The following is a 23,081-nucleotide window of genomic DNA, read 5'->3' as shown; positions in this document are numbered from 1 at the left end:
CGTCCTTCATGTCCTTACGCTCGACGATCGTGCCGCTCCCTGCCTTGGTGCTGCTCACCCTGATGACTGGCTGTGGCGATAAGCAAGACTCCACCAAGGAGCAAGCGGTGCCGCACGCCGCGCCGACCGCTTCGGCGAGCCCCTCGCCCACGCCTGCCGCCACCTCGAAGGACGACGCCCCCAAGGAAGGCGAGAAGGTGCCGGTCGATCCGATCGGAACGATCGACCGCAGCCACAAGGGCGAAGCCGCGCCCACCGTCAGCTTCGACGACGCGAACGACAAGCCCACCACGATCGCCGCGTTCAAGGGCAAGCCGGTGCTGGTCAATCTGTGGGCGACCTGGTGCGGGCCGTGCGTCGCTGAAATGCCGACGCTGGAGAAAGCCGCCGCGACCTTCCCTGTCGCGGCGATCAGCCAGGACAAGGATCGCGGCACCGTCTCCGCCTATTTCGCGAAGAAGGGCTTCACGCGGCTTCAGCCGTATCTCGATTCGAAGGTGGGCCTGAGCATAGCGTTCAACGCCAGCCTACCGACCAGCATCCTCTACGATTCGACCGGGCATGAAGTGTGGCGGATGGTCGGCGGGATGGATTGGACCACCCCGACCGCGCAGGCGCTGCTCGCTGAGGCGAAGTAGCAAGGTTTTGCACGCGGAGGCGCGGAGGCGCGAAGAAGAAGGGGCGCGTAGCGCCGTCTCATCTTCCTCTCCGCGCCTCCGCGCCTCCGCGTGAATTATGCGCCGGGTGGTGCAGAGCGGATTGAGAGCAAAACTATCGTCGCCCCGGCGCAGGCCGGGGCCGTTATGGTTGGGGCAGCGGGTCCGTAAAGCAACGCAGCGGCCCCGGCCTGCGCCGGGGCGACGTGTCAGTCGGCGATCTTCACGATTGCATCGACCTCGACGACCGCGCCGAGCGGCAGCACCGGCACGCCGACCGCGCTGCGCGCGTGCTTGCCGGCGTCGCCGAACAGTTCGACCATCAGGTCCGACGCGCCGTTGGCGACCTTGGGTTGATCGGTGAAGTCGGCGGCGGAGTTGATGAACACGCCGAGCTTCACGATCCGCTCGACACGGTGCAGCCCGCCGAGCGCCGCCTTGATCTGTGCGACGAGCATCAGCGCGCAGCGCTGCGCCGCGTGGGTGCCATAAGCGACGTCGCGATCCTCGCCGAGCCGCCCAGTCATCAGCGCGCCGTCGTCGAACGGCAACTGGCCGGAGATGTGGAGCAGCCCCGACGCTTCGACAGCCGCCACATAGGAGGCGACCGGCGCGGCGGCGACGGGCAGGGTGAGGCCGAGTTCGGCGAGCTTGCGGTCGATACGGTCGGTCATGATGCGTCTCTCTCAGGGAAGGAAGCGGGCAGGCCGGCGGCGAAGCGATCGGCGATCCACGCCTGCGCGTCCTGCCAGTCATCGATCCGCGCGTGTGCGTAAGGCGCTGCCGGCACGTTGGGCGCGAGATCAGGTTCGGAGATCATGTGCAGCCGGTGGACGTGCGGCGCGTGTTTCGCGACCGATTCGTGATGCACGGCGAGATCATCGACGAACACCGCGACGCTCGCGTCATATTCGGCAACGAGCCTTGCGACCGGATCGCCCTTGCCGCCCTGGTTGGTCTCGACCCGGTGGCGGATGTCGAAGCGCGCGAGCTGCTCGATCCGCGCATCGCGGACATGATCCTGCAAATTCGTCAGCACGACGATGTCGGCCACGTCGCTCAGCGCCGCCAGCGCCTCGCGCGCATGCGGCACCAAGGTCTGGCGCTCCATTTCGCCGGGGAAGAAGCCGCCGAGATAGCCCCACATCTCCTCGGTGCTCGGCCGTTCGCCATTGGCGCGGCGCATGCTGGTGAACATTTCCGGGCCGGCGACGTCGAAGTCGATATCATGCGATTCGCGCAGCCACACGCCGAAGTGCCGCACCATGTGCAGCAGCACCTCGTCGCAATCGGTGATGAGCAGGGGCCGGCTCATGCGTCGAACGCTCCGCCATCGAGCGCCCTGTGCGCGGCGACGATCGCTTCGGGGCGGACGTCCAGCCCGTCGGCGCAGGCGATCAGGTCCGGCTCATAGCCTTCCAGAAACGCGAGTACCGCACCCAGCACGGCAGGCTCACCGGCGCGGGCGCGCAGATCGTCGGGCATCAGCCCGGTGGTGTCGAGCAGGCGCTGCGCGCGATCGGGTTCGGCGAGGGTCCACACCAGCGCGCGCAGCGCCAGCTCGGTCGCGTCGGCATTTGTATCGGGCGCGCGCATTGCGTAACCAGCGCTTTCAAGTCGAGGTTCGGATCGGGGTGGACGTGGCAAAAAGGGTGCTCGTTGTCGAGGACAACGAACTCAACCTCAAACTTTTCTGCGATCTGCTGCGCGCCCATGCGTTCGTGACCGAGGGCCTGCGCGACGGACGCGAGGCGGTGGCGCGCGCGCGCGATTTCGCGCCGGATCTGATCATCACCGACATCCAGCTCCCGCATGTCACCGGCTTCGAGCTCATCACGCAGTTGAAGGGCGATCCGGCGCTGCGCGAGATCCCGATCATGGCGGTGACGGCCTATGCCGGGCGCGAAGACGAGGAGCGGATTCGCGGCGCGGGGGCCGACGCCTATGTCTCCAAGCCGATTTCGCTGATGCGATTCGTCGAGGCGGTCAACGCGCTGATGGCGCCGTGACGTACCAAAACTGACATGCCAAAAAGCCGCCGAGGTCGCCCCCGCGGCTCTTGATCTCCGCTTGCGCGGGAATGATCCAAAGGCGGCTTACGCCGCCCTTTAGATCACTTGATCTTGGCTTCCTTGAACTCGACATGCTTGCGCACGACCGGATCGTACTTCTTGAAGCTCAGCTTCTCGGTCTTGGTGCGCGGGTTCTTCTTGGTCACGTAGAAGAAGCCAGTGTCAGCCGAGCTGATGAGCTTGATCTTGACGGTGGTTGGCTTGGCCATGAGCCCTGTTTCCTGCAAATCGTAAAAAAGCAAAGGCGGCCGCGATGGGCCGCCCCGTAGGCGAAGCGCGTTGGCGCACGCGGCCGGAATTGTCAAGCCTCGCGCCCGCGTTAACGCGACCGATACCCTCGCGCGCTTAGCGCGGTCGCATGGCGATGTCGCTTCCAATACCCCGCCGGGCGGGCTGAGCGCGCGATGGATGCGCTGATGGCGGCGTTCGTCGCCGCGCTCGTGATCGAGGTTGGCGATCGGGCGCCGTGGCTGGCGGCGATCCTCGGCGACCGATTCGCGCGGCGCGGCACGGTGATCGCCGCGACCGTGCTCGCGCTCGCGCTCGGCAACGGCATCGCGGGGGCGGGCGGGGGGCTGGTCGCCGCGCATCTCACGCCCAATGCGCGCGCGCTGCTGGTGTCGGTGGCCCTGCTCTCGGCGGGCCTGGGGGCGTTCGGCCGGCTGAAAGCGCCCGAACGACTCGTAACATGGCGAACCGGGGCGTTCGCGACGAGCTTCCTCGGCGTCGCCATCCTCGCCTTCGGGGACCGCACCCAGTTCGCGACGATGGCGTTCGCGGCGCGCGGCGACGCGCCCGTGCTCGCCGCGATCGGCGCGACGCTGGGGGCCGGGCTGGTCAACGCCGCCGCCGTGCTGACCGGAGAGCGTATGCGCAAGCGGTTGCCGATTCGCGCGATCCGTATCGGCACCGGGCTGCTGCTGTGCGCGGTCGGCGCGATCTCGGGCGTGTCGGCGTTGCGCCTGATCTAGCCACTCGATCAGTCCGATCGCAAAAACGTGGGCGGACAGGCGGGAGCCATTGCGCTATCGAATCGTTCACGCAACGAACTTATCCACAGGAGCTGTTCCGTGACCGACGACGCGCTGAAAACCCCGACCGACATCAAGTCCAACGCCGCGAAGACGGTCGCCGAGGCGCTCAACGCGATCCTCGCCGATTCGTTCGCGCTCTACCTCAAGACCAAGAACTTCCATTGGCACGTTTCGGGCCCGCATTTCCGCGATTATCATCTGATGCTCGACGATCAGGCGACGCAGATCCTCGGCACCACCGACGCGATCGCCGAGCGTGTGCGCAAGACCGGCAACACCACGCTGCGCTCGATCGGCGACATCGCGCGCCACCAGTCGATCGAGGACAATGACGAGGAATTCGTACCCGCCGCGCAGATGCTGATCGAGCTGCGCGAGGACAATCTCAAGCTGGTCGAGAAGCTGCGCGAGGCCAAGGACATCGTCGACGAGGCCAAGGACAATGCCACCAGCGGCATCCTCGACGAGTGGACCGACCTCGCCGAGGAGCGCGCCTGGTTCCTGTTCGAAGCGAGCCGCAACGCCTGAGCCACGCGGTTGTGGCCGGCCCGGCGCTCAGGCGCCGGGCTTCGGCCGCAGCGTCAGCAGCCAGAGATCGGGCGGCGCGCCGAGCCGGAACGGCACCCCGGTCGCGCCGAGCCCGGCGGTGACGACGACCTTTCCGGTGCCGTCGCCGATCATGCCGCAGCGATATTGCGCCGGCGTCACCTCGACGATCGGCCCAATCAGCGGCAACACCACCTGACCGCAATGCGTGTGTCCGGCGAGCAGCAGCGGCATGTCGGGCGCCATATCCTTGGCGATCTGAGGCGAATGCGTGAACACGACCGGCGCGCCGGGCAGAATCCGCATCTGCGCCATCGTGTAGATCGGGTGGGCATGGCCACTCGCCGCGTCATCGACTCCGCCCAGCACGAGCGGGCCGACCACCATCGCCTTGTCGCGCAGCAGCGTGATGCCGACAGCGGCAAGATCGCGCGCCACCACCGGCAGACCGGTCGCGTGATCGTGGTTGCCAGGCACCGCGAAAACGCCGAGCCGCGCGTGCAGGCCCTTCAGCGGCGCGATCATCGCCGGGCCGTGCAGCGCCGCGCCATCCTTGCGCTCGCCGAAGATGAAATCGCCCGCGATCAGTACCAGATCGGGATTGAGCGCATTGATCTGCGCGACGATCCGGTTCAGCCGCGTGGCGTCGCTCGCCAGCGAGCCGATGTGGATGTCGCTTACCAGCACGACGCGCACCACCGGTTGCCCGGCGGGCCAGCGCGGCAGTGCGATATCGGCGCGGCGCACCACCGGATCGCGCCGCGCTTCTGCGAAGGCATAAAGCGCGACCGCCACCCCGATCACGAGCAGCAGGCCGAAAGCGAGAAGAAGGCGGCGCATTGCTGCACCTGCTAACAGATGGCGCGGGCTGGCGGAACCACCGGCGTGGCCCCATGTTGAACCCTGATGCAAGCCTTCGCGCAGCTCCTCGATTCGCTCATCTACACGCGCTCGCGCAACGCGAAGCTCAAGCTGATCGTCGATTATCTCCACACCACGCCCGACCCCGATCGCGGCTGGGCGATGGCGGTGCTGACCGGCGACCTTGATCTGCCCGCGATCAAGCCAGCGCTGATCCGCGCGCTGATCGAGGCGCGAGTCGATCCCGTGCTGTTCGCGATGAGCCGCGACTATGTCGGCGACACCGCCGAAACGGTGAGCCTGCTGTGGCCAGACCCGATCGTGCCGCCGCGCGAGAGCGGGCCGCTGTCGCTCTCCGCGGTGATCGATCGACTCGGCAGCCTCTCGCGCGCCGATGCGCCGGGCGCGCTGGCGGCGATGCTCGACCGGCTCAACGCCAACGAGCGCTTCGCTCTGCTCAAGATGGCGATGGGCGCTTTGCGGATCGGCGTGTCGGCGCGGCTCGCAAAGACCGCGCTGGCACAGGCGTTCGCGCTCGAGATCGAGGCGGTCGAGGAGCTGTGGCACGGCATCGACCCGCCCTATTCGGCGCTGTTCGCCTGGGCGCAGGGCGAGGGGACGTTGCCGACCGCCGCCGACACGCCGGTGTTCCGCCCGTTCATGCTCGCGCACCCGCTTGAGGACGGCCGAGTCGATCTCACCGACTATGCGGCCGAGTGGAAATGGGACGGGATTCGCGTCCAGCTCGTCCATGTCGCGGGCGAGACGCGGCTCTACAGCCGTGCCGGCGACGACATCACCCGCGCCTTCCCAGAAGTGGCGCGCGCCTTCACCGTGCCGGGGGTGCTCGACGGCGAGCTGATGGTGAAGGGGGACGCGCAGGGGCACAGCACCGAAGAAGGCGGTGCTGCGAGCTTCAACGCGCTCCAGCAGCGGCTCGGGCGCAAGGTGGTGTCGGCGAAGATGCTGGCCGAGGCGCCGGCGTTCGTGCGGCTCTACGACATCCTGTTCGACGGCGCCGAGGATTTGCGCGCGTTGGGGTGGACTGAGCGGCGCGCACGGCTCGAGGATTTCGCGGCGCGGCTGCCGGCCGAGCGGTTCGACGTAAGCGCGCTGATCGCCGCGCCCGATTTCACCACCCTCGAAGGCATTCGCGCCGGCGCGCGCGACGGGGCGATCGAGGGGGTGATGCTCAAGCGGCGTGACTCGGCGTATGTCGCCGGGCGGCGAGTCGGGCTGTGGTACAAATGGAAGCGCGATCCGCTCACCGCCGATTGCGTGATGATGTACGCGCAGCGCGGCAACGGGCGGCGCTCGTCCTTCTATTCGGATTACACCTTCGGCTGCTGGACCGAGGACGGCGAGTTGCTGCCGGTCGGCAAGGCCTATTCGGGCATCACCGACGAGGAGATGAAGATGCTCGACCGGTTCGTGCGCGCGCATACCACCGCGCGGTTCGGGCCGGTGCGCGAAGTCGAGAAGAGCTTGGTGCTGGAGATCGCGTTCGATTCGATCCACGAGTCGAAGCGGCACAAATCGGGCGTGGCGATGCGCTTCCCCCGCATCGCCCGCATCCGCACCGACAAGCCGGCGAACGAGGCGGATACGGTGGCGGGGCTCAGGCGGCTGGTGACGTAGCCCGCGAGGGCATCAGCCCTTTCCCCGAAACCGTTCGTCCTGAGTAACCACCGATTAGCCCGCAGGGCGTATCGAGGTGGTGTATCGAAGGACAGGTAATCTCGCGGGGCGGTGCTTCGATACGCTACCTCGGTACGGCGCTGCGCGCCTACTCGGCAGCTACTCAGCACGAACGGAGGTACTTGTCGTAGTCGCGCTTCATGCTGGCCTCACCCCGTGCGGCGCACGTCCTTGGCGATGCCGTCGAGCAGCCCGTTGACGAAGCCGGCCTCGCGCTTGTCGAAGAAGGCGTGCGCGACATCGACATATTCGCTGATGACGGTGGCGACCGGCACATCGACTCGCGCGAGCAATTCGTAGGTGCCGGCGCGCAGGATCGCGCGCATCGACTTGTCGAGCCGTTCGAGCGTCCAGCCGCTCGCGAGCTTCTGGCGGATCGCCGCGTCGATCTCGGCGCCGCGCGCGGTCGCGCCGGTCACGACATCGTCGAAGAAGGCGACGTCGGCCTCGGCATATTCGGCATCCTCAATGGTCGCGCCGAGCCGGTGGTTGTGAAATTCGTGGAGCAGGCGCGGCACCGGCGTCCCCTCCATCTCATGCTGGTAGAGGGCCTGGGTGGCGGCGAGACGCGCGGCGGCGCGGGCCTTGGATCGGGCAGCGGTACGGGAAGGCATTCGGGGCCTTTAGCGAAGGCGGGCGAAAAATCACACCCCGTTCGTGCCGAGCGAAGTCGAGGCACCTGCGCTCGGGGCTGCCCCTCGACTTCGCTCGGGGCGAACGGCTGTTGGTGTTTTACAGCCGTAGTGCGACCGATTTGGCGTGCGCGGGCAGTCCTTCGGTTTCCGCGAGCGCCACCGCCGCCGGGCCGATCGCGGCGAGGCTCGCCGGATCGAGCTGAAGGAAGCTGGTCCGCTTCATGAAATCGAGCACCGACAGTCCGCTCGCGAAGCGCGCGCGGCGGCCGGTTGGCAGCACGTGGTTCGGGCCGGCGACATAATCGCCGATCGCCTCGGGCGTGTGGCGGCCGAGGAACACCGACCCGGCATGGCGCACGCGATCGAACAGCGTCTGCGGATCGTCGCACGCCAGTTCGAGATGCTCAGGCGCGAGTCGATCGACCAGCGGGATCGCCTCTTCGAGACTGGCGGTGACGATGATCGCGCCGTTCCCGTCCCAGCTCTGCCGCGCGGTGTCGGCGGTGGCGAGCTGGCCGATCTGGAGATCGACCGCGTCGGCGACGGCGTCCGCAAACGCGGCATCGTCGGTGAACAGGATCGACTGGCTGGTAGGATCATGTTCGGCCTGGCTGAGCAGATCGGCGGCGATCCAGGCGGGATCGTTCTTGCCGTCGGCCACCACGACGATCTCGCTTGGCCCTGCCACCATGTCGATGCCGACCAACCCATAGAGCTGGCGCTTGGCCTCGGCGACCCAGGCGTTGCCCGGCCCGGTGATGACGTCGACCGCGGCGATCCGCTGCGTGCCGTAGGCGAGCGCGGCGATCGCCTGCGCGCCGCCGACGCGCCACACCTCGTCCACCCCCGCGAGGTGCGCGGCGGCGAGCACGAGCGGGTTGACCTCGCCCTTCGGCGTCGGCGTGACCATCACCAGCCGCTCGACCCCGGCGACCCGCGCGGGGATCGCGTTCATCAGCACCGAGGACGGATAGGCGGCGCGGCCGCCGGGGATGTAGATGCCGGCCGCTTCAATCGCGTTCCAGCGCGCGCCGAGCCGGACGCCCGCCGAGTCGGTGGTGTCGCTGTCCGCAGGCTTCTGCTTCTCGTGATAGGCGGTGATGCGCGCGGCGGCGAGATCGAGCGCGGCGCGCAGATCGGGCGCGAGCGCGTCGTAGGCGGCGATCCACTCGGATTTTTCGATCCGCCAGCCGGTCGCGTGGAGATCATGCCCGTCGAACTTCTGCGTGAACGCGGCGAGCGCGGCATCGCCCTCGTCGCGCACGCTGGCGACGATCGTGCGGACATCGCGTGCGACATCGGCATCGACCTCGCGGCGTGCGTTGACGAGCGCGGTGAAGTCCACCGCGAACGCTGGATCGGATGTGGCGAGGCGGATCACATTCCCCTCCCGCTTGCGGGAGGGGCTAGGGGAGGGCATGTCCCCAGACGCGCGGCGGGTGAGGAGGACAGGCCCTCCCCCAGCCCCTCCCACAAGTGGGAGGGGAGTGAAGTCGCGTCACGCCGCATCGCGTATCTCCACCGCCCGCCGAAACCGCTCGACCAGCGGCACGATCTCCGCGCGCGTCTTAAAGGCGGCGCGGTTGACGATCAGCCGCGAGGAGACCTCGGCGATCACCTCGACCTCGACCAGCCCGTTCTCCTTGAGCGTGCGCCCCGAGGAGACCAGATCGACGATGCGCGGCGCGAGGCCGAGCAGCGGCGCCAGTTCCATCGCGCCGTTGAGCTTGACGCACTCGGCCTGCACGCCGCGCGCTTCGAAATGCTGCGCGGTGACGTGCGGATATTTGGTGGCGATGCGGATGTGGCTCCAGCCGCGCGGGTCGTCGCCCGCCGCCATCTGCGCGGGTTCGGCGACCGACAGCCGGCAATGGCCGATGCCGAGGTCGACCGGCGCGTACAGTTCGGAATAGTCGAACTCCGCCAGCACGTCCGAGCCGACGATGCCGAGTTGCGCGGCGCCGTGCGCGACGAAGGTGGCGACATCGAACGCGCGCACGCGGATCAGGTCGATGCCGGGCGTCTGCGTGTGGAAGCGCAAAGCGCGGCTGCCCTCGTCGCTGAACGCGGCCTCGGGGACGATGCCGGCGCGTTCGAGTAGCGGCACCGCTTCTTCGAGGATGCGACCCTTGGGGACGGCGATGATGATCGGATCGGTCATGAAGGCGCGGCTTTACTTGCGCGGCGGCACCGGCGCAACAGAGCGCGGGAGGCGAATCATGGCGGATGAAGCGGCGAACCGGCAGGCGTTCGGGATCCAGCAGCATTTCTGCGAGATGATGGGCGCGCCGATCACCGCGCGGATCTGCGCCGCGCTCGCGGTGAGCCTCGACCGTACGACGCGAACGGGCGCGCGCATTCTCGACTGGCCGGGCGAGCCGACCGCCGACGCGCTGCCGCTGCGCACGGTCGGCGGGCTGCATGCGCTCGACCTCGCCGGGGTCGCGCCGGAGTTGAGCCGTGTGTTCGCGGGTGAGGTGGTGGCACCTGGGCCGGTGCAAACGGTGTTGCGGGCCACTTTCGCCGTGCATGACGATGCGCTGCTAGCCTGGCTCGATGGCCCGCCGCAGACCAACGAGGCTGGCCGCTCGGCGGTCTTGATGACCGGGCTGACCGAGGTGGCGCGGCGGTACGGCCTGCCGCTGGACCTGATCGAGATCGGATCGAGCGCGGGTCTCAACCTGCTGATCGATCGCTTCCGCTTCGATCTCGGGGGTATGGGGGTGGGGCCGGCGGACTCGCCCGTCGTGATCCGCCCCGACTGGCGCGGCGCGCCGCCGCCGGCGGTGGCGGTCGCGATCCAGTCGGTGCGCGGGGTCGAAATCGCGCCCGTCGATGTGCGCGATCCCGCTGCCGCCGAGCGGCTGCGCGCCTATGTGTGGGCGGACAATCCGGACCGGATGGAGCGCCTGACGCGGGCAATCGCGATGATCCGCGCGAAGCCGGTCGCGCTTGAACAGGGCGACGCCGCCGACTGGGTGGAAGCGCGCCTCGCCGAGCCGCAGCCCGACGGCGTCGTGCGCGTGTTGATGCATTCGGTGGTGTGGCAGTATCTGGGTGCCGAACGGCAGGCGCGGATCGCGGCGGCGATGGCGCAGGCGGCGGCGCATGCCACGCCCGAACGCCCGCTCGCGTGGGTGCGGATGGAGCCGGATCGCGCGATCGCCGAGCAGCAATTGTGGGTGCAGAGCTGGCCCGGCCACGACGAACCGGTCAAGCTCGCCCGCGCGCAGGCGCATGGCGCGTGGATCGAGCCCATCTGACGTCGCCCCGGCTAGGCCGGGGCCGCTATGTGTGGGGCATCCGATTCGCCAAACTACGCAACGGCCCCGGCCTGCGCCGGGGCGACGGTTCTACCGTTGGTTCGCGACCACCACCTGCGCCGTCCCCCCGCTCCGTTCGTGCTGAGCGAAGTCGAAGCACGTGCCGCAGACGTCAGCGCTTGAGGCACGTGCTTCGACTTCGCTCAGGGCGAACGGAGTGGGGGCGGGTGCCCGTGCTCTTTCCCAATTTCACGCTTCTACTGCCCGTTCGCCACCACCGCCTGCACCACCGACTGCATCAGTTCCTGTCGCTGCGGGATCGTGCGTGGGGTGTCGCCGATCATCACCGCGATCGCATAGGCGCGGCCATCGGGCGCCATCAGCAGGCCGACGTCGTTATAGCCGGCAGTGCGCCCGGCGAGATCCTGGCCGGTGCCGGTCTTGTGGCCGAAGCTCCAGCCCGGCGGCACCGCGCCGCGCATGCGCTGCTTGCCGGTCTTGGACGATTCCATCGTGCTGATGAGGTAGGCGGTCGAGGTGGGCGAGAGCAGCTCGCCCTTCTTGAGCCGTGCCAGCGCATCGGCAATCGCGCGCGGGGCGGCGCCGTCGGGCGGATCGGCGACGTAGCGTTCGAACGCCGCGATGCGGGCCGATTGCGGCAGCCGCGCGCGCGCGAGCGAGAAGGCGTTGCCGAACGCATATTCGGGCCGCCAGGTCAGCCCGGCGGTCGCGCTCTGGAGCAGCCGCTCGCCGGGGCCGAAGCGGATGTTGCCGAGGCCCTTGCGCGCGATGAAGGCGCGCACCGCGCTCGGGCCGCCGACATAGCGCAGCAGCCGATCGTTGCAGGTGTTGTCGCTCATCGTCAGCGCGCGGCGCAGCAATTCGCCGACCGTGGTCTGATATTCACCGTTCTTGAGCAGCGAGGCGACCGGCTGGTGGAACAGCGTCAGGTCGTTGCGGGTGAGGGTGATCGGATCGTCGAGCGTGAGCCGGCCGGAATCGCGGAAATCGAGCACGGTCATCGCCACCCACAGCTTGCTCACGCTTTGCTGCGGCAGGCGGACATCGCCGTTGCTCTCGACCGTCCAGCCCTTGTCGATGCTGCGCACTGCGACGCCGACGCGGCCGTCGAAGCTGCGCGCGACCGCGTTGATCGAGCGGGCCAGCGCCTCGGGCGCGGCGACCGGGCGGGGCGTGGACGGCGGCACCGCCATCACGACCTGCGCGGGGTAGCGTGGGGGAAGCGCGCCGGGCGCCCGCGCCACCGTCCGCGTGTCTTGGACGCAGGCGCACAGCGCCACGGCGAGCAGGATGCCGGTGAGCGGCCGGGACGATTCGAATGCCAAGGTGTCGGTCACTTCATGGTTGCCCTGCCAACCCCCATCTGCAGGAAGAGCCGAAGGTGCGGATTCTTTCGCAACTTGGCAATATCATAACATCCCGCCCGAGTCGGCCATCGCGACGAGCCGACGCAAATCAGCGGCAAATGCTGCTCGCTCAGGGAACCAGCACCGTGTCGATCGCCTCCGGGAGCATCTCGGGATAATCGAGCGTGTAGTGCAAGCCCCTGGATTCCTTGCGGTGCAACGCCGATCGCACGATCAGTTCGGCGGTCTGGAGCAGGTTGCGCAGCTCGATCAGGTCGGGCGTCACGCGGAAGTGGCCGTAATAATCGTTGATCTCGTCGGTGAGCATGCGGATGCGGTGCTGCGCGCGCTCGAGCCGCTTGGTGGTGCGCACGATGCCGACGTAATTCCACATGAAGCGCCGGATCTCGGTCCAGTTCTGCTTGATGACCACCTCTTCGTCCGAATCGGTGACGCGGCTTTCGTCCCAGGGGCGGATGCGGGGCGGCGGCGGCAGATCCTCCCAATGGTCGGTGATGTGGCGCGCGCACGCCTCGCCGAACACGAAACATTCGAGCAGCGAGTTGGAAGCGAGCCGGTTGGCGCCGTGCAGCCCGCTTTCCGAACATTCCCCCGCCGCATAGAGCGCGGGCAGATCGGTGCGCCCGTCGATATCGATGACGATGCCGCCGCAGGTGTAATGTTGCGCGGGCACGACCGGAATCGGCTCTTTGGTCATGTCGATGCCGAGACCGAGCAGCTTCTCCTTGATGTTGGGGAAATGCTCGTTGATGAAATCGGCGCCGCGGTGGCTGATGTCGAGATGGACGTAATCGAGCCCGAGCCGCTTGATCTCGTGGTCGATCGCGCGCGCGACGATATCGCGCGGCGCGAGCTCGGCGCGGGGATCGAAATCGGGCATGAAGCGGTAGCCTGAATCCGGCAGCAGCAGATGCCCGCCTTCGCCGCGCACCGCTTCGGTGATGAGGAAGTTCTTGACGTCGAGGTTGTACAGGCAGGTGGGGTGGAACTGCATCATCTCCATGTTGGAGACGCGCGCGCCCGCGCGCCACGCCATCGCGATGCCGTCGCCGGTCGCGCCGCGCGGCGCGGTCGAGAACAGATAGGTGCGGCCCGCGCCGCCGGTGGCGAGGATCGTCGCGCGCGCGGTGAACAGCTCGACGCGGCCGGTCGCGCGGTTGACCGCATAGACGCCCCAGACATGCCCCGCGCCCGAATAGCGCTCCTCATGCTTGCTGGTGGCGAGATCGACGCAGACCATGTCGGGGATCAGCCGGATGTTGGGATGCGCTTCCGCCGCCGTCTGGAGCGCGACCTGCACGGCATGGCCGGTCGCGTCATCGACATGGACGATGCGGCGATGCGAATGCCCGCCCTCGCGCGTGAGATGCGGCGCGTTACCCTCCATGTTGAAGGGCACGCCGAGTTCGGTCAGCCGCGCGATCGCCTTGGGCGCGTTCTCGACGACGAACTCGACCGTCGCCAGATCGTTGAGGCCGGCGCCCGCAATCATCGTATCGTTAATGTGGCTCTCGAACGTGTCGCCCGGTTCGAGCACCGCGGCGATTCCGCCCTGCGCCCAGGCGGTCGATCCTTCATCGAGCCTGCCCTTGGCGAGCACCGTTACCTTGAAATGATCGGCGAGGTTGAGCGCGGCGGTCAGCCCCGCCGCGCCCGAGCCGATGATGAGGATGTCGCTCGTATGGGCGTCTGGCATGCGATGCTTATTCCGTTCGTGTCGAGCGTAGTCGAGACACCTGCGCCCGGCCGGGTGTCTCGACTACGCTCGACACGAACGGGGGAAGGGTTTCTGATCGGTTCAGGCCGCGTTCGCCGCGCGGGTGAGGTTGAGGAACACGTCTTCCAGATCGGCCTCGCGCGTGCTGACATCGACGATGCCGAACCCGTCCGACTGGATCGCGGCGAGCACCTGGCCCGCGTTGACCCGGTCCTTGCGATAGGTCACTTCCAGCACGCGGTCGCCCTTGAGCGCGATCTTCTCGAAACTGTCATGCACCGGCGCCGCCGCCACGTCGCGATCGACCGTCACCGCGACGATCTTCTCCTGCGCCATGCCGACCAAGGCGCGGGTCGGTTCGTTGGCGATCAGCCGACCGTGGTTGATGATGGCGATCCGGTCGCAGAGCTCCTCGGCCTCTTCGAGATAGTGCGTGGTCAGCACCACCGTCACGCCCTGATCGTTGAGCGTCTTCACATAGGCCCAGAGCTGCTGGCGAAGCTCGATATCGACACCGGCGGTCGGCTCGTCGAGCACCAGCACCGGCGGCGAGTGAACCATCGCCTTGGCCACCATCAGGCGGCGCTTCATCCCCCCCGACAGCGTACGCGCATAGGCATTGGCCTTGTCCTCGAGATGCACCGCGCGGAGCAATTCCATCGAGCGGCGGTGGCCCTTGGGCACCCCGTACAGGCCGGCGGCGATCTCGAGCGTCTCGAACGGGGAGAAGAACGGATCGAACAGGATCTCCTGATTGACGATGCCGATCGACACCTTGGCGTTGCGCGGATGCTGATCGATGTCGAACCCCCAGATCGTCGCCGATCCGCTGGTCTTGTTGACCAGCCCCGCGAGGATGTTGATGAGCGTCGACTTGCCCGCGCCGTTCGGCCCGAGCAGCCCGAAGATTTGGCCGCGCGGCACGTCGAACGTCACGCCATCGAGCGCGCGCTTGCCGCCCTGATAGGTCTTGCACAGATCGGTGATCGCGATGGCGGCTTCGGTCATGGGCGGACCTTTAGGCCGCGCGGCCAAGCGCGCCAACCCCGCAGAGAGCAATTGAAGCCGCGCGCCGGCGCTGCTATCGCTCGCCGCCATGATCGCACCGCCCGAAATCACCCGCGTCCACCAGCCCCGCGTCGCCTGTGACGGCGCCAGCGAGATTCCCGGCGGGGCCGCGCTCGGCCATCCGCGCGTGTTTCTCGAAATCGACGAGACCGGCTATGTCGATTGCGGCTATTGCGACCGCCGCTTCGTGCTGATCGGCGGCCCGGCCGACGGCGTCGACCAGTCGACCCTGCCCGATCATCCGGCCGGCGCGAGCATCTGAACGACGGATCGGCGCGGGGGTCATTTACCCGGCGTCGAGCGGCCCTATATTGGCGGGATGAACAGCCCCACCGATCCGCGCGCCTTCCTCTATCGTGACGGCCAGCTTTCTCCCGACGAGGCGCAGGCGCTCGCCGCGAGCGCGCTGTCGCGCGCCGAGGATGGCGAACTCTATCTGCAATATCGCAAGTCCGAGGCGTTCGGCTTCGACGACGGTCGGTTGAAGACCGCGAGCTACGACACGCATTCGGGCTTCGGCCTGCGCGCCGTCTCGGGCGAGACGACCGCGTTCGCGCACGCCAACGAGCTTAGCGCCGACGCGATCCGCCGCGCGACCGAGACGATGGCGCTGATCGATCCCGCCACCGGCCCCAAGGCCGCGCCGCCGCGCGCGACCAACCGGCACCTCTATACCGCCGCCGATCCGCTCGATCTGGTGCCGTTCGCCGACAAGGTGAATCTGTGCCAGACGATCGACGCCGCCGCACGCGCGCGCGATCCGCGCGTCAGCCAGGTGTCTGTATCGCTGATGGGAAGCTGGCAGGTCGTCGAGATCGTGCGGCCCGACGGTTTCATCGCGACCGACGTGCGCCCGCTGGTGCGACTGAACGTCTCGATCGTGGTCGAGCAGAACGGCCGCCGCGAAACCGGCACGCATGGTCTGGGCGGGCGCTATCTCTATGCCGATCTGTTCGAGCCCGAGACATGGAACCGCGCGATCGACATGGCACTGGCGCAGGCGGTGGTGAATCTCGACTCGGTCGCGGCGCCCGCCGGCGAGATGACGGTGCTGCTCGGGCCGGGCTGGCCGGGCATCCTGCTCCACGAAGCGATCGGCCACGGCCTTGAAGGCGACTTCAACCGCAAGGGGACCTCGGCCTTTTCCGGCCGGATCGGCGAGCGCGTCGCCGCGCCGGGCGTGACGGTGGTGGATGACGGTTCGATCATGGACCGGCGCGGCTCGCTGTCGATCGACGACGAGGGCACGCCGACCCAGGAGAACGTGCTGATCGAGGACGGTATCCTCAAAGGCTATATCCACGACCGCCTCAACGCGCGGCTGATGGGGGTCGCGCCGACCGGCAACGGCCGCCGCGAATCGTTCGCGCACGCGCCGATGCCGCGCATGACCAACACCTTCATGCGCGGTGGCAGCGACGATCCCGCCGAACTGCTCAGCCGCGTCAAGACCGGCATTTTCGCCAAGTCGTTCGGCGGCGGGCAGGTCGATATCGTCTCGGGCAAGTTCGTCTTCTCCTGCACCGAGGCGTACCGGATCGAAAACGGCAAGCTCGGCGCGCCGATCAAGGGCGCGACGCTGATCGGCGATGGCCCTACCTGCCTCACCAAGGTCAAGGGCATCGGCAACGACTTCGCGCTCGACGAGGGTGTGGGCATGTGCGGCAAGGGTGGCCAGAGCGTGCCGGCGGGCGTCGGGCAGCCGACGCTGCTGGTCGAGGGGCTGACGGTCGGCGGGACGGCGGTCTAGCGCGGCGCCGCCGCGCCGGCGTCAGGGCGCTGGCGCGGCCGGGTCGAGAAGAATCTCGCCGCCGAGCGCGGTGACCGCCGATCGCAGGACCGTCCTCCCGACCAGATTGACCAGCAGCAGCCCCAGCAGATTCGCCTTGAGCGCATTGGAGAGCGTGCTGCGGGCGATGATGCCGGTCTGCTCGCGCGCGGCGGTCTGTTCGTCGGTGTCGATGTTCTGCATCACGCCGAAGCAGAACGCGGGCAACGCATCCACCGCCTTGGCGAAATCGACGTTGCGCATGATCTCGGGAACTTCGCTCGCGCGCGGCAACGCGCGGCTGCGGTCGACCGACCGATCGGTCACCGCGAGCAGCACCTGCAGGATCGCGCTCGGCCCGATTTCTAGCGTCGCGTCGCCCTGTCGCACCGTGAACAGGGTGGTGCGGAAGAAGGCGACCGCCGCGAGCCCCGCCGCGAGCACTTGCACCGTGACCAGCCGGACGGGATCCGCCGTCTTGATCCCGAACCGGACATCGAACACCAGCACGAGGTGATAGGCGAGGAGCGAGCTGAGCGCGTTAAAGCCGATATACAGCATGCCCGCCGGCTGGCGGAGCGTCGCAACCGGATCGTCGCGATAGCGCCGCAACAGCTCCACCGATCCGGCGATGCCGCCGATCAGTCCCGCGAAGACATAGTTAGCGAGCATCGCCACCATGATTACCCCGTTTTTTGCGCGCCCCCGCGCCGCGTGCGTCTACTCCATCGGCGCCAGATCATTGCCCAGGCTGGTCAGCGCGTATCGCCCGCCGCTGTCGCCGTCGGTCTTCCGGACCAGTTTGAATTGCTGCATGTCCTCAAGCACCTTCAGCGTCTGCGTCGGGCTGCCGCTGGTCTGGGCGACCAAATCGCGCAGGCTGATCGGCTCGGGCGCCTTGGCGAGCAGCGACAGCAGTTCGTTCTCGATCTCGGGATGCGGGGCCGCGCCGGCCGGCGTCGCCTCCGGCACCCGGCTGCCCGAGAGGAAAGACCCGAAGATATCGACTTTCTTTGCGTCCATGTGAACACTGACCTTTCCGGTACCGCACGGATATTAACCTATTCGCGCGGCGAAGTCAGCAGCCGAGGCATGGGTGTCCGCCACCGCGCTGACGGCGGCCACGGCTCCGGGCCTCCACCACGCTCGCTTCGTCGAGCGACCCGTTGACCCGACGGTGTTTCCCGCGCGATGCTTCGGCGGCCATGCCGATATGCGATGCGTGGCGACCGGGACGATTGGAGACGGCGATGCGTGACGACTGGCCCACTCTCGACTGGCCCGCGTGGCGCGAGACCGCGATCGCGCTCCAGCTTCGCACGCAGATTGTGGGCAAGGTGCGGCTCGCGCTGACGCCGTGGCTCAACCATAGCTGGCACGTGCCGCTATATGTTTCGGCGCGCGGGCTCACCACCTCGGCAATTCCGTTCGGCGACCGTCTTCTCGAAATCGACTTCGATTTTGTCCACGATCGTCTGATCTTCATCACCAGCGACGGGCGCAGCCGGGGCATCGGCCTTCATGCCGGCAGCATCGCCGAATTCCACAAGACGGTGATCGCCTGTCTGGACGAGCTCGGCGTGCCGAGCGCCTTCGATGGCGCGCCCAGCGAAATGCCCGATGCGACGCCCTTCGCCGAGGATCACGCGCATCGCCCCTATGATGCGGAGGCGGTGCGCGCGTTCTGGCACGCGTTGATTCGCATCGCGCGCGCGTTCCGCACGTTCCGCACCGGGTTTCTGGGCAAGGCCAGCCCGGTGCATTTCTTCTGGGGCAGTTTCGATCTCGCGGCGACGCGTTTCTCAGGGCGCGCCGCGCCGCGCCACCCGGGCGGCGTGCCCGGTCTGCCCGACGCCGTGACGTGCGAAGCCTATAGCCACGAGGAAGCGAGCGTCGGCTTCTGGCCCGGCAGCGACGCCTATCCGACCGCCGCCTTCTACGCTTATGCCTATCCCTCGCCGCCCGGCTATGCCGCCGCCGCCGTCGCGCCCGAGGCCGCTGCGTGGGACGCGACGCTCGGCGAGTTCATCCTGCCCTATGAGGCGGTGCGCACCGCGCCCGATCCGCAGGCGGCGATCCTCGCCTTCTGCCACAGCACCTATGATGCGGCGGCGGATCTCGCGCATTGGGACCGCGACGCGCTCGAATGCCCGCTCGGCCGGCCGCGCGTGCCGCGCGTGGTGGTCTGATGGCGCTTGTCGAGGTCGGCCGATTCAATCGCAACGAAGCGCATATCGTGATCGGGCGGCTCGAGGCGGACGGGATTCCGGCGCTCGCGCTCGACGCCAATGCGAGCATCGCCGACGGCAGCTATCTGTTCATCCCGGTGCGCGTGATGGTGGACGAAGACGATGCGGAGGCTGCCCGCCACATCATCGCGGATGCTGCCTGAAATTCGGGCAGTTTCGCACCACTGCACAAAATTTACCCGCAAGTAACGTTTTGGTTCCGTCGAACGTCGCGTAATCGCGTCGTTTCGACTTGGCACGGCGTTTGCTCAGCACTTCTCGGGACTATTCAAGAGGGGGCGTCGAGTGAAACTCGTTATTGCCATCATCAAACCGTTCAAGCTCGACGAGGTGCGCGAAGCGCTCACCGAGATCGGTGTCGCGGGCATGACCGTTACCGAGGTGAAGGGGTTCGGCCGCCAGAAGGGGCAGACCGAAATCTATCGCGGCGCCGAATACAGCACCAACATGGTGCCGAAGATCAAGATCGAGATCGTCTGCGCGTCGGACCTCGCCGCCAAGGTGGTCGAATCGATCCAGGCTTCGGCCAACACCGGCGCGATCGGCGACGGCAAGATCTTCGTTCTCGATGTCGGCCAGACGGTGCGCATCCGCACCGGCGAAACCGACGAGACGGCACTGTGAACTCCGGGCTCATGAAGGGGGCAATGATGAACAAGACGTTGAAATATGTCGGCGTTGCCGGCCTGGGGGCGGCGCTGTTCGCATCCCTGCCGGCCTGGGCGCAGGCCGCCGCGCCCGCGCCGACCGTCAACAAGGGCGACACCGCCTGGATGATGACCTCCACGCTGCTGGTGCTGATGATGATCGTGCCTGGCCTGGCGCTGTTCTACGGCGGCCTCACGCGCGCCAAGAACATGCTGTCGACGATGACGCAGATCGGCGCGGTCGCCTGCCTCGCGATGCTGCTGTGGGTGATGTACGGCTACACGATGGCCTTCGGCGACGGCGGCAACGATTTCATCTCCGGCTTCGGCAAGGCGTTCCTGAAGGGCATCACGCCTGATTCGACCGCGGCGACCTTCACCGCCGGCGTCGCCATCCCCGAATATGTCTTCATCTGCTTCCAGATGACCTTCGCCGCGATCACCGTCGCGCTGGTGCTCGGCTCGGTGGTCGAACGCATGAAGTTCTCGGCGGTGATGGTGTTCGGCGCGGTGTGGCTGACGATCGTCTATTTCCCGATCGCGCACATGGTCTGGGCGTCGGGCGGCCTGTTCTTCAAGGCGGGCGCGCTGGATTTCGCGGGCGGCACCGTCGTCCACATCAACGCCGGCGTCTCCGCGCTGGTCTCCGCGCTGATCCTCGGCAAGCGCATCGGCTATCCGACCGAGCGCATGGCGCCGCATTCGCTGACGATGACCGGCATCGGCACCGGCCTGCTGTGGGTGGGCTGGTTCGGCTTCAACGCCGGCTCCGCGCTCGAAGCCAATGGCTCGGCCGCGCTCGCCATGATCAACACCTTCGTCGCGACCGCGTCCGCCGGCCTGTTCTGGATGCTGGTCGAGCGCGCCAACGGCCACAAGGGGTCGGCGCTCGGCTTCTGCTCGGGCATCGTCGCCGGCCTTGTCGCGGTCACGCCGGCAGCGGGTAATTCCGGCCCGTTCGGCGCGATCATCCTTGGCGGCGTCGCCTCGGTGGTCTGCTATTATGCGGTCTCGTTCCTCAAGCCCAAGCTCGGCTATGACGACGCGCTCGACGCGTTCGGTGTCCACGGCATCGGCGGGATGATCGGCGCGGTCGGCACCGGCATCGTCTATGCGCCGTGGCTCGGCGGCCCCGGCAAGCCCGATTTCGACATGGGCCATCAGGTTATCGTGCAGATCGAGGCGGTCGCCACGACGATCATCTGGGCCTCGGTCGGCACCGCCATCGCGATCTTCGCGGCCAAGCTGCTCACCGGGTTGCGCGTCACGCCGGAAGTCGAACTCGAGGGACTCGACATCGGCGAGCACGGCGAGCGCGCCTACAACTGATCGAAATCGGGGCGGGCGCGCCCGCCCCCCAATGCGTTCCTCCTGCGGACGACCTAAGGCCGGTGCGGCGACGCACCGGCCCTTTTTTGTGAGCGCACGACGCGGCCGACCGCGTCGTCTTGCCCTTCACGGCGCGCCGAGCGCCGAACGCTCAGAGCGTTCGGAACATCACCAGCGCATCGACCTTCCCGAGCGAGGGATGCGCGAACGCCCCCGGCAGCGTGCCGACCACCGCGAAGCCGCAGCCCCGCCACAAGGCGACCGCGCGCGTGTTGCTCGCCACCACGAAGTTGAACTGCATCGCGCGAAAACCCGCCGCGCGCGCCTGATCGAGCGAATGCAGGCACATCGCGCGCGCGATGCCGCGTCCGGTCGCGTGCCCTGCGGTCATATAGCCGCAATTGGCGACATGCGCGCCGCCGCCGCTTTGGTTGGCGCGCAACAGATAGGTGCCGAGGAGCGCGCCGTCCTCCTCCGCGACGAACACGCGGTTGCCGGGCGCGAACCAATAGGCGAGCGCGGCATCCTCGCGCATCGTCTGCTCGATCGCATAGGTCTCGCCCGCGCGGATCACGGGTTTGAGGATCGCCCAGATCGCGGCGCGGTCTGCCGAGGTGGCGGGACGGATCGATAGCATCATAGCCCGCTCGCCCTGCCCGGTACCGGTTGGGGCACGTGCTTCGGCAGGGTCAGCACGAACGGGGCTGGAGGTCGAAGCCCGTGCATGCTGGACCTAGGCGATCAGCAGCCCCGCCAGCGCCGCCGACATCAGGTTGGCGAGGCTGCCCGCCGCGAGCGCGCGCAGGCCGAGCTTGGCGATCATCGGTCGCTGGTTGGGGGCGAGGCTGCCGGTCGAGGCCATCTGGATCGCGATCGAGCTGAAATTGGCGAACCCGCACAGCGCGAACGTGACGATCGCGACCGTCCGCGGGCTGAGCCCCCGCATCTGCCCCATGTCGGCGAAGGCGACGAATTCGTTGAGCACCACCTTGGTGCCGAGCAGTCCACCCGCCGCCGCCGTCTCGTTCCACGGCACGCCGAGCAGGTACATCACCGGCGCGAGCACGGTGCCGAGCAGCGACTGGAAGCTGAGGCCCTTGAGACCGAACCAGCTTCCCACCTCGGCGAGCAGCCCGTTGGCGCACGCCACCAGCGCGACGAACGCTAGCACCATCGCGCCGACCGCGACGGCGATCCGCACGCCGGTCTGCGCGCCCATCGCGGCGGCCATGATGATGTTGGCGGCGCGCTCCTCCTCGGCGGCGACTTCGGCGACACGCACGGCCTGCTCCTCGCGGTCGTCGCCGAGCGGCAGCTCGCCGTCCTCGAACGGCACGTCGGGCATGATGATCTTCGCCATCAACAATCCGCCCGGCGCGGCCATGAACGACGCCGCGAGCAGGAACGGCAGCGATCCCGGCCCGAGCAGGGCGGCGTAAGCGGCGAGGATCGTCCCCGCCACGCCGGCCATACCGACCGACATCACCGCGAAGAGCTGCGAGGGGGTGAGCGTGGCGAGATACGGGCGGATCACCAGCGGCGCCTCGCTCTGCCCGACGAAGATGTTCGCCGCCGCGCACAAGGATTCGACCTTGGAGACGCCGGTCACCCGCTCGATCGCACCGCCGATCCAGCGCACCACGAGCTGCATGACGCCGATATGATAGAGCACCGCGACCAGCGCCGCGAAGAAGATGATGACCGGCAGTGACGAGATCGCGAAGGCATGGCCGAACTTGGGGTCGGTGGCGAGATCGCCGAAGATCACGCGCGTGCCTTCGCCGGCATAGCCGAGCAGCGCGGAGACGGCGGCGGACATGCCGTAGATCGCCGCCTTGCCGGCCGGAACGTAGAGCACCAGCACCGCGATTGCGACCTGCAGCGCGAACGCCGCCCCCACCACGCGCGGGCGGATCGCACGGCGGTTGGTGGAAAGCGCGAGCGCGATCAGGAGGATAACGGTAATACCGGCAAGGCCGATCAGGAATTTGGTCATGCGTGTCTTCGCGCCCATCGTGCGGCGGCCGCCCCCGGGCGCCTGCTGTTCGCGGCGCACCATACAGGGCGAAGGCGCGCACGCCAGAGCCTAACGAAATGCGCCCGCTCAGCCCCGGTTCAGCCGCGAGCGCGCTTTGATCCGCGGCGGAATG

At 67.9% G+C, this 23,081-nt stretch carries 27 protein-coding genes; 12 read left to right on the top strand and 15 right to left on the bottom strand.

The genetic code is table 11. The features are described 5' to 3' along the window. The first annotated feature begins 8 nt into the window (after window positions 1-8). Entirely contained in the window at window positions 9-638 is a 630-nt protein-coding gene (locus PX554_RS02865) for a TlpA family protein disulfide reductase (protein ID WP_275498766.1), read from the top strand. A 227-nt stretch (window positions 639-865) separates the two neighbouring features. Here the strand turns inward: PX554_RS02865 and PX554_RS02860 are convergent, their stop codons facing one another. The 3 genes from PX554_RS02860 to PX554_RS02850 are packed head-to-tail and all read right to left on the bottom strand — an operon-like array spanning window position 866 to window position 2,252. Next, window positions 866-1,330, bottom strand: coding sequence for a RidA family protein (locus tag PX554_RS02860; protein ID WP_275498764.1), 465 nt, complete (start codon window positions 1,328-1,330; stop codon window positions 866-868). Further along, a complete protein-coding gene (locus tag PX554_RS02855; RefSeq protein WP_275498762.1) occupies window positions 1,327-1,971 on the bottom strand; it encodes an HAD family hydrolase in 645 nt (214 codons plus the stop codon). The genes PX554_RS02860 and PX554_RS02855 overlap by 4 nt, the downstream gene beginning before the upstream one ends. Next, complete coding sequence (locus PX554_RS02850) at window positions 1,968-2,252, bottom strand: DUF3572 domain-containing protein (RefSeq protein WP_275498759.1); 285 nt, start codon at window positions 2,250-2,252, stop codon at window positions 1,968-1,970. The genes PX554_RS02855 and PX554_RS02850 overlap by 4 nt, the downstream gene beginning before the upstream one ends. A gap of 44 nt (window positions 2,253-2,296) precedes the next feature. Here PX554_RS02850 and PX554_RS02845 point away from each other — a divergent pair, with 44 nt between their 5' ends. Continuing rightward, entirely contained in the window at window positions 2,297-2,665 is a 369-nt protein-coding gene (locus tag PX554_RS02845; protein WP_275498756.1) for a response regulator, read from the top strand. Window positions 2,666-2,769: 104 nt separating this feature from the next. Here the strand turns inward: PX554_RS02845 and rpmG are convergent, their stop codons facing one another. Continuing rightward, the gene (rpmG, locus tag PX554_RS02840) at window positions 2,770-2,937 is read right to left on the bottom strand and encodes a 50S ribosomal protein L33 (RefSeq protein ID WP_069203621.1); all 168 of its coding nucleotides are present in this window, start codon (window positions 2,935-2,937) and stop codon (window positions 2,770-2,772) included. A 207-nt stretch (window positions 2,938-3,144) separates the two neighbouring features. Here rpmG and PX554_RS02835 point away from each other — a divergent pair, with 207 nt between their 5' ends. Beyond that, window positions 3,145-3,699, top strand: a complete 555-nt coding sequence (locus PX554_RS02835) for a TMEM165/GDT1 family protein (RefSeq protein WP_256326173.1) — start codon at window positions 3,145-3,147, stop codon at window positions 3,697-3,699. Between the two features lie 99 nt (window positions 3,700-3,798). Beyond that, the gene (locus PX554_RS02830) at window positions 3,799-4,290 is read left to right on the top strand and encodes a Dps family protein (protein WP_093223516.1); all 492 of its coding nucleotides are present in this window, start codon (window positions 3,799-3,801) and stop codon (window positions 4,288-4,290) included. 27 nt (window positions 4,291-4,317) lie between these two features. Here PX554_RS02830 and PX554_RS02825 read toward each other — a convergent pair whose 3' ends face one another. Then, on the bottom strand, window positions 4,318-5,148 hold the full coding sequence (locus PX554_RS02825; protein WP_093223517.1) for a metallophosphoesterase: 831 nt from the start codon (window positions 5,146-5,148) through the stop codon (window positions 4,318-4,320). A gap of 66 nt (window positions 5,149-5,214) precedes the next feature. On the opposite strand from PX554_RS02825, the gene PX554_RS02820 reads away from it, so the two are divergent. After that, entirely contained in the window at window positions 5,215-6,807 is a 1,593-nt protein-coding gene (locus PX554_RS02820) for a cisplatin damage response ATP-dependent DNA ligase (protein WP_275498748.1), read from the top strand. 209 nt (window positions 6,808-7,016) lie between these two features. Here the strand turns inward: PX554_RS02820 and nusB are convergent, their stop codons facing one another. The 3 genes from nusB to hisG form a co-directional block, all read right to left on the bottom strand. After that, the gene (gene nusB / locus PX554_RS02815; RefSeq protein WP_275498746.1) at window positions 7,017-7,481 is read right to left on the bottom strand and encodes a transcription antitermination factor NusB; all 465 of its coding nucleotides are present in this window, start codon (window positions 7,479-7,481) and stop codon (window positions 7,017-7,019) included. A gap of 118 nt (window positions 7,482-7,599) precedes the next feature. After that, window positions 7,600-8,883, bottom strand: coding sequence for a histidinol dehydrogenase (gene hisD, locus PX554_RS02810; RefSeq protein WP_275498744.1), 1,284 nt, complete (start codon window positions 8,881-8,883; stop codon window positions 7,600-7,602). A gap of 117 nt (window positions 8,884-9,000) precedes the next feature. Beyond that, window positions 9,001-9,663 carry an ATP phosphoribosyltransferase gene (hisG, locus tag PX554_RS02805; protein WP_275498742.1) on the bottom strand — a complete coding sequence of 221 codons (663 nt, stop codon included), beginning with the start codon at window positions 9,661-9,663 and terminating at the stop codon, window positions 9,001-9,003. 58 nt (window positions 9,664-9,721) lie between these two features. Between hisG and PX554_RS02800 the strand changes: the two genes are divergently transcribed. Beyond that, a complete protein-coding gene (locus PX554_RS02800) occupies window positions 9,722-10,765 on the top strand; it encodes a DUF2332 domain-containing protein (RefSeq protein ID WP_275498740.1) in 1,044 nt (347 codons plus the stop codon). A 257-nt stretch (window positions 10,766-11,022) separates the two neighbouring features. Here the strand turns inward: PX554_RS02800 and bla are convergent, their stop codons facing one another. From bla to PX554_RS02785, 3 genes are all read right to left on the bottom strand, one after another. Then, window positions 11,023-12,123 (bottom strand): class A beta-lactamase, encoded by a 1,101-nt coding sequence (bla, locus tag PX554_RS02795; protein WP_371128272.1) that lies wholly within the window; start codon window positions 12,121-12,123, stop codon window positions 11,023-11,025. Window positions 12,124-12,262: 139 nt separating this feature from the next. After that, window positions 12,263-13,849 (bottom strand): L-aspartate oxidase, encoded by a 1,587-nt coding sequence (gene nadB, locus PX554_RS02790; protein WP_093223525.1) that lies wholly within the window; start codon window positions 13,847-13,849, stop codon window positions 12,263-12,265. Between the two features lie 102 nt (window positions 13,850-13,951). After that, window positions 13,952-14,878 (bottom strand): ABC transporter ATP-binding protein, encoded by a 927-nt coding sequence (locus tag PX554_RS02785; RefSeq protein ID WP_093223771.1) that lies wholly within the window; start codon window positions 14,876-14,878, stop codon window positions 13,952-13,954. An 88-nt stretch (window positions 14,879-14,966) separates the two neighbouring features. Here PX554_RS02785 and PX554_RS02780 point away from each other — a divergent pair, with 88 nt between their 5' ends. Further along, on the top strand, window positions 14,967-15,200 hold the full coding sequence (locus PX554_RS02780) for a zinc-finger domain-containing protein (protein WP_093223526.1): 234 nt from the start codon (window positions 14,967-14,969) through the stop codon (window positions 15,198-15,200). Window positions 15,201-15,257: 57 nt separating this feature from the next. Then, the gene (tldD, locus tag PX554_RS02775; RefSeq protein ID WP_093223528.1) at window positions 15,258-16,688 is read left to right on the top strand and encodes a metalloprotease TldD; all 1,431 of its coding nucleotides are present in this window, start codon (window positions 15,258-15,260) and stop codon (window positions 16,686-16,688) included. 21 nt (window positions 16,689-16,709) lie between these two features. Here the strand turns inward: tldD and PX554_RS02770 are convergent, their stop codons facing one another. Together PX554_RS02770 and PX554_RS02765 are read right to left on the bottom strand one after the other, a co-directional pair. Next, a complete protein-coding gene (locus PX554_RS02770; RefSeq protein WP_275498733.1) occupies window positions 16,710-17,387 on the bottom strand; it encodes a hypothetical protein in 678 nt (225 codons plus the stop codon). Between the two features lie 39 nt (window positions 17,388-17,426). Next, window positions 17,427-17,729, bottom strand: a complete 303-nt coding sequence (locus PX554_RS02765) for a hypothetical protein (RefSeq protein WP_275498731.1) — start codon at window positions 17,727-17,729, stop codon at window positions 17,427-17,429. Window positions 17,730-17,956: 227 nt separating this feature from the next. On the opposite strand from PX554_RS02765, the gene PX554_RS02760 reads away from it, so the two are divergent. The 4 genes from PX554_RS02760 (at window position 17,957) to PX554_RS02745 (ending at window position 20,931) form a co-directional block, all read left to right on the top strand. Beyond that, the gene (locus tag PX554_RS02760) at window positions 17,957-18,895 is read left to right on the top strand and encodes a DUF5996 family protein (RefSeq protein WP_275498729.1); all 939 of its coding nucleotides are present in this window, start codon (window positions 17,957-17,959) and stop codon (window positions 18,893-18,895) included. Continuing rightward, window positions 18,895-19,098 carry a putative signal transducing protein gene (locus tag PX554_RS02755; protein WP_275498727.1) on the top strand — a complete coding sequence of 68 codons (204 nt, stop codon included), beginning with the start codon at window positions 18,895-18,897 and terminating at the stop codon, window positions 19,096-19,098. Before PX554_RS02760 ends, PX554_RS02755 begins: the two co-directional genes overlap by 1 nt. 142 nt (window positions 19,099-19,240) lie before the next feature. Beyond that, window positions 19,241-19,579 (top strand): P-II family nitrogen regulator, encoded by a 339-nt coding sequence (locus PX554_RS02750; RefSeq protein WP_275498726.1) that lies wholly within the window; start codon window positions 19,241-19,243, stop codon window positions 19,577-19,579. Between the two features lie 26 nt (window positions 19,580-19,605). Beyond that, entirely contained in the window at window positions 19,606-20,931 is a 1,326-nt protein-coding gene (locus PX554_RS02745; RefSeq protein WP_275498724.1) for an ammonium transporter, read from the top strand. Window positions 20,932-21,082: 151 nt separating this feature from the next. Here PX554_RS02745 and PX554_RS02740 read toward each other — a convergent pair whose 3' ends face one another. Together PX554_RS02740 and PX554_RS02735 are read right to left on the bottom strand one after the other, a co-directional pair. Continuing rightward, entirely contained in the window at window positions 21,083-21,571 is a 489-nt protein-coding gene (locus PX554_RS02740; protein ID WP_275498722.1) for a GNAT family N-acetyltransferase, read from the bottom strand. Window positions 21,572-21,664: 93 nt separating this feature from the next. Further along, entirely contained in the window at window positions 21,665-22,927 is a 1,263-nt protein-coding gene (locus PX554_RS02735; protein WP_275498720.1) for a NupC/NupG family nucleoside CNT transporter, read from the bottom strand. Window positions 22,928-23,081 lie beyond the last annotated feature (154 nt).

Origin of the sequence: Sphingomonas pollutisoli (genome assembly GCF_029167165.1) — a bacterium.
Classification (GTDB): Bacteria; Pseudomonadota; Alphaproteobacteria; order Sphingomonadales; family Sphingomonadaceae; genus Sphingomonas; species Sphingomonas pollutisoli.
This window is presented reverse-complemented; position numbering and strand designations above follow the sequence as displayed.

What these genes read in the sequence shown, in the direction of transcription:
- PX554_RS02860 (WP_275498764.1), bottom strand. Translation starts at nt 1,330, where the DNA reads ATGACCGACCGTATCGACCGCAAGCTCGCCGAACTCGGCCTCACCCTG.
- PX554_RS02745 (WP_275498724.1), top strand. Translation starts at nt 19,606, where the DNA reads ATGAACAAGACGTTGAAATATGTCGGCGTTGCCGGCCTGGGGGCGGCG.
- PX554_RS02825 (WP_093223517.1), bottom strand. Translation starts at nt 5,148, where the DNA reads ATGCGCCGCCTTCTTCTCGCTTTCGGCCTGCTGCTCGTGATCGGGGTG.
- PX554_RS02865 (WP_275498766.1), top strand. Translation starts at nt 9, where the DNA reads ATGTCCTTACGCTCGACGATCGTGCCGCTCCCTGCCTTGGTGCTGCTC.
- rpmG (WP_069203621.1), bottom strand. Translation starts at nt 2,937, where the DNA reads ATGGCCAAGCCAACCACCGTCAAGATCAAGCTCATCAGCTCGGCTGAC.
- PX554_RS02785 (WP_093223771.1), bottom strand. Translation starts at nt 14,878, where the DNA reads ATGACCGAAGCCGCCATCGCGATCACCGATCTGTGCAAGACCTATCAG.
- PX554_RS02855 (WP_275498762.1), bottom strand. Translation starts at nt 1,971, where the DNA reads ATGAGCCGGCCCCTGCTCATCACCGATTGCGACGAGGTGCTGCTGCAC.
- PX554_RS02820 (WP_275498748.1), top strand. Translation starts at nt 5,215, where the DNA reads ATGCAAGCCTTCGCGCAGCTCCTCGATTCGCTCATCTACACGCGCTCG.
- PX554_RS02765 (WP_275498731.1), bottom strand. Translation starts at nt 17,729, where the DNA reads ATGGACGCAAAGAAAGTCGATATCTTCGGGTCTTTCCTCTCGGGCAGC.
- PX554_RS02755 (WP_275498727.1), top strand. Translation starts at nt 18,895, where the DNA reads ATGGCGCTTGTCGAGGTCGGCCGATTCAATCGCAACGAAGCGCATATC.
- nadB (WP_093223525.1), bottom strand. Translation starts at nt 13,849, where the DNA reads ATGCCAGACGCCCATACGAGCGACATCCTCATCATCGGCTCGGGCGCG.
- PX554_RS02740 (WP_275498722.1), bottom strand. Translation starts at nt 21,571, where the DNA reads ATGATGCTATCGATCCGTCCCGCCACCTCGGCAGACCGCGCCGCGATC.
- PX554_RS02800 (WP_275498740.1), top strand. Translation starts at nt 9,722, where the DNA reads ATGGCGGATGAAGCGGCGAACCGGCAGGCGTTCGGGATCCAGCAGCAT.
- PX554_RS02770 (WP_275498733.1), bottom strand. Translation starts at nt 17,387, where the DNA reads ATGGTGGCGATGCTCGCTAACTATGTCTTCGCGGGACTGATCGGCGGC.
- PX554_RS02760 (WP_275498729.1), top strand. Translation starts at nt 17,957, where the DNA reads ATGCGTGACGACTGGCCCACTCTCGACTGGCCCGCGTGGCGCGAGACC.
- PX554_RS02735 (WP_275498720.1), bottom strand. Translation starts at nt 22,927, where the DNA reads ATGACCAAATTCCTGATCGGCCTTGCCGGTATTACCGTTATCCTCCTG.
- tldD (WP_093223528.1), top strand. Translation starts at nt 15,258, where the DNA reads ATGAACAGCCCCACCGATCCGCGCGCCTTCCTCTATCGTGACGGCCAG.
- PX554_RS02850 (WP_275498759.1), bottom strand. Translation starts at nt 2,252, where the DNA reads ATGCGCGCGCCCGATACAAATGCCGACGCGACCGAGCTGGCGCTGCGC.
- hisG (WP_275498742.1), bottom strand. Translation starts at nt 9,663, where the DNA reads ATGACCGATCCGATCATCATCGCCGTCCCCAAGGGTCGCATCCTCGAA.
- PX554_RS02835 (WP_256326173.1), top strand. Translation starts at nt 3,145, where the DNA reads ATGGCGGCGTTCGTCGCCGCGCTCGTGATCGAGGTTGGCGATCGGGCG.
- nusB (WP_275498746.1), bottom strand. Translation starts at nt 7,481, where the DNA reads ATGCCTTCCCGTACCGCTGCCCGATCCAAGGCCCGCGCCGCCGCGCGT.
- PX554_RS02780 (WP_093223526.1), top strand. Translation starts at nt 14,967, where the DNA reads ATGATCGCACCGCCCGAAATCACCCGCGTCCACCAGCCCCGCGTCGCC.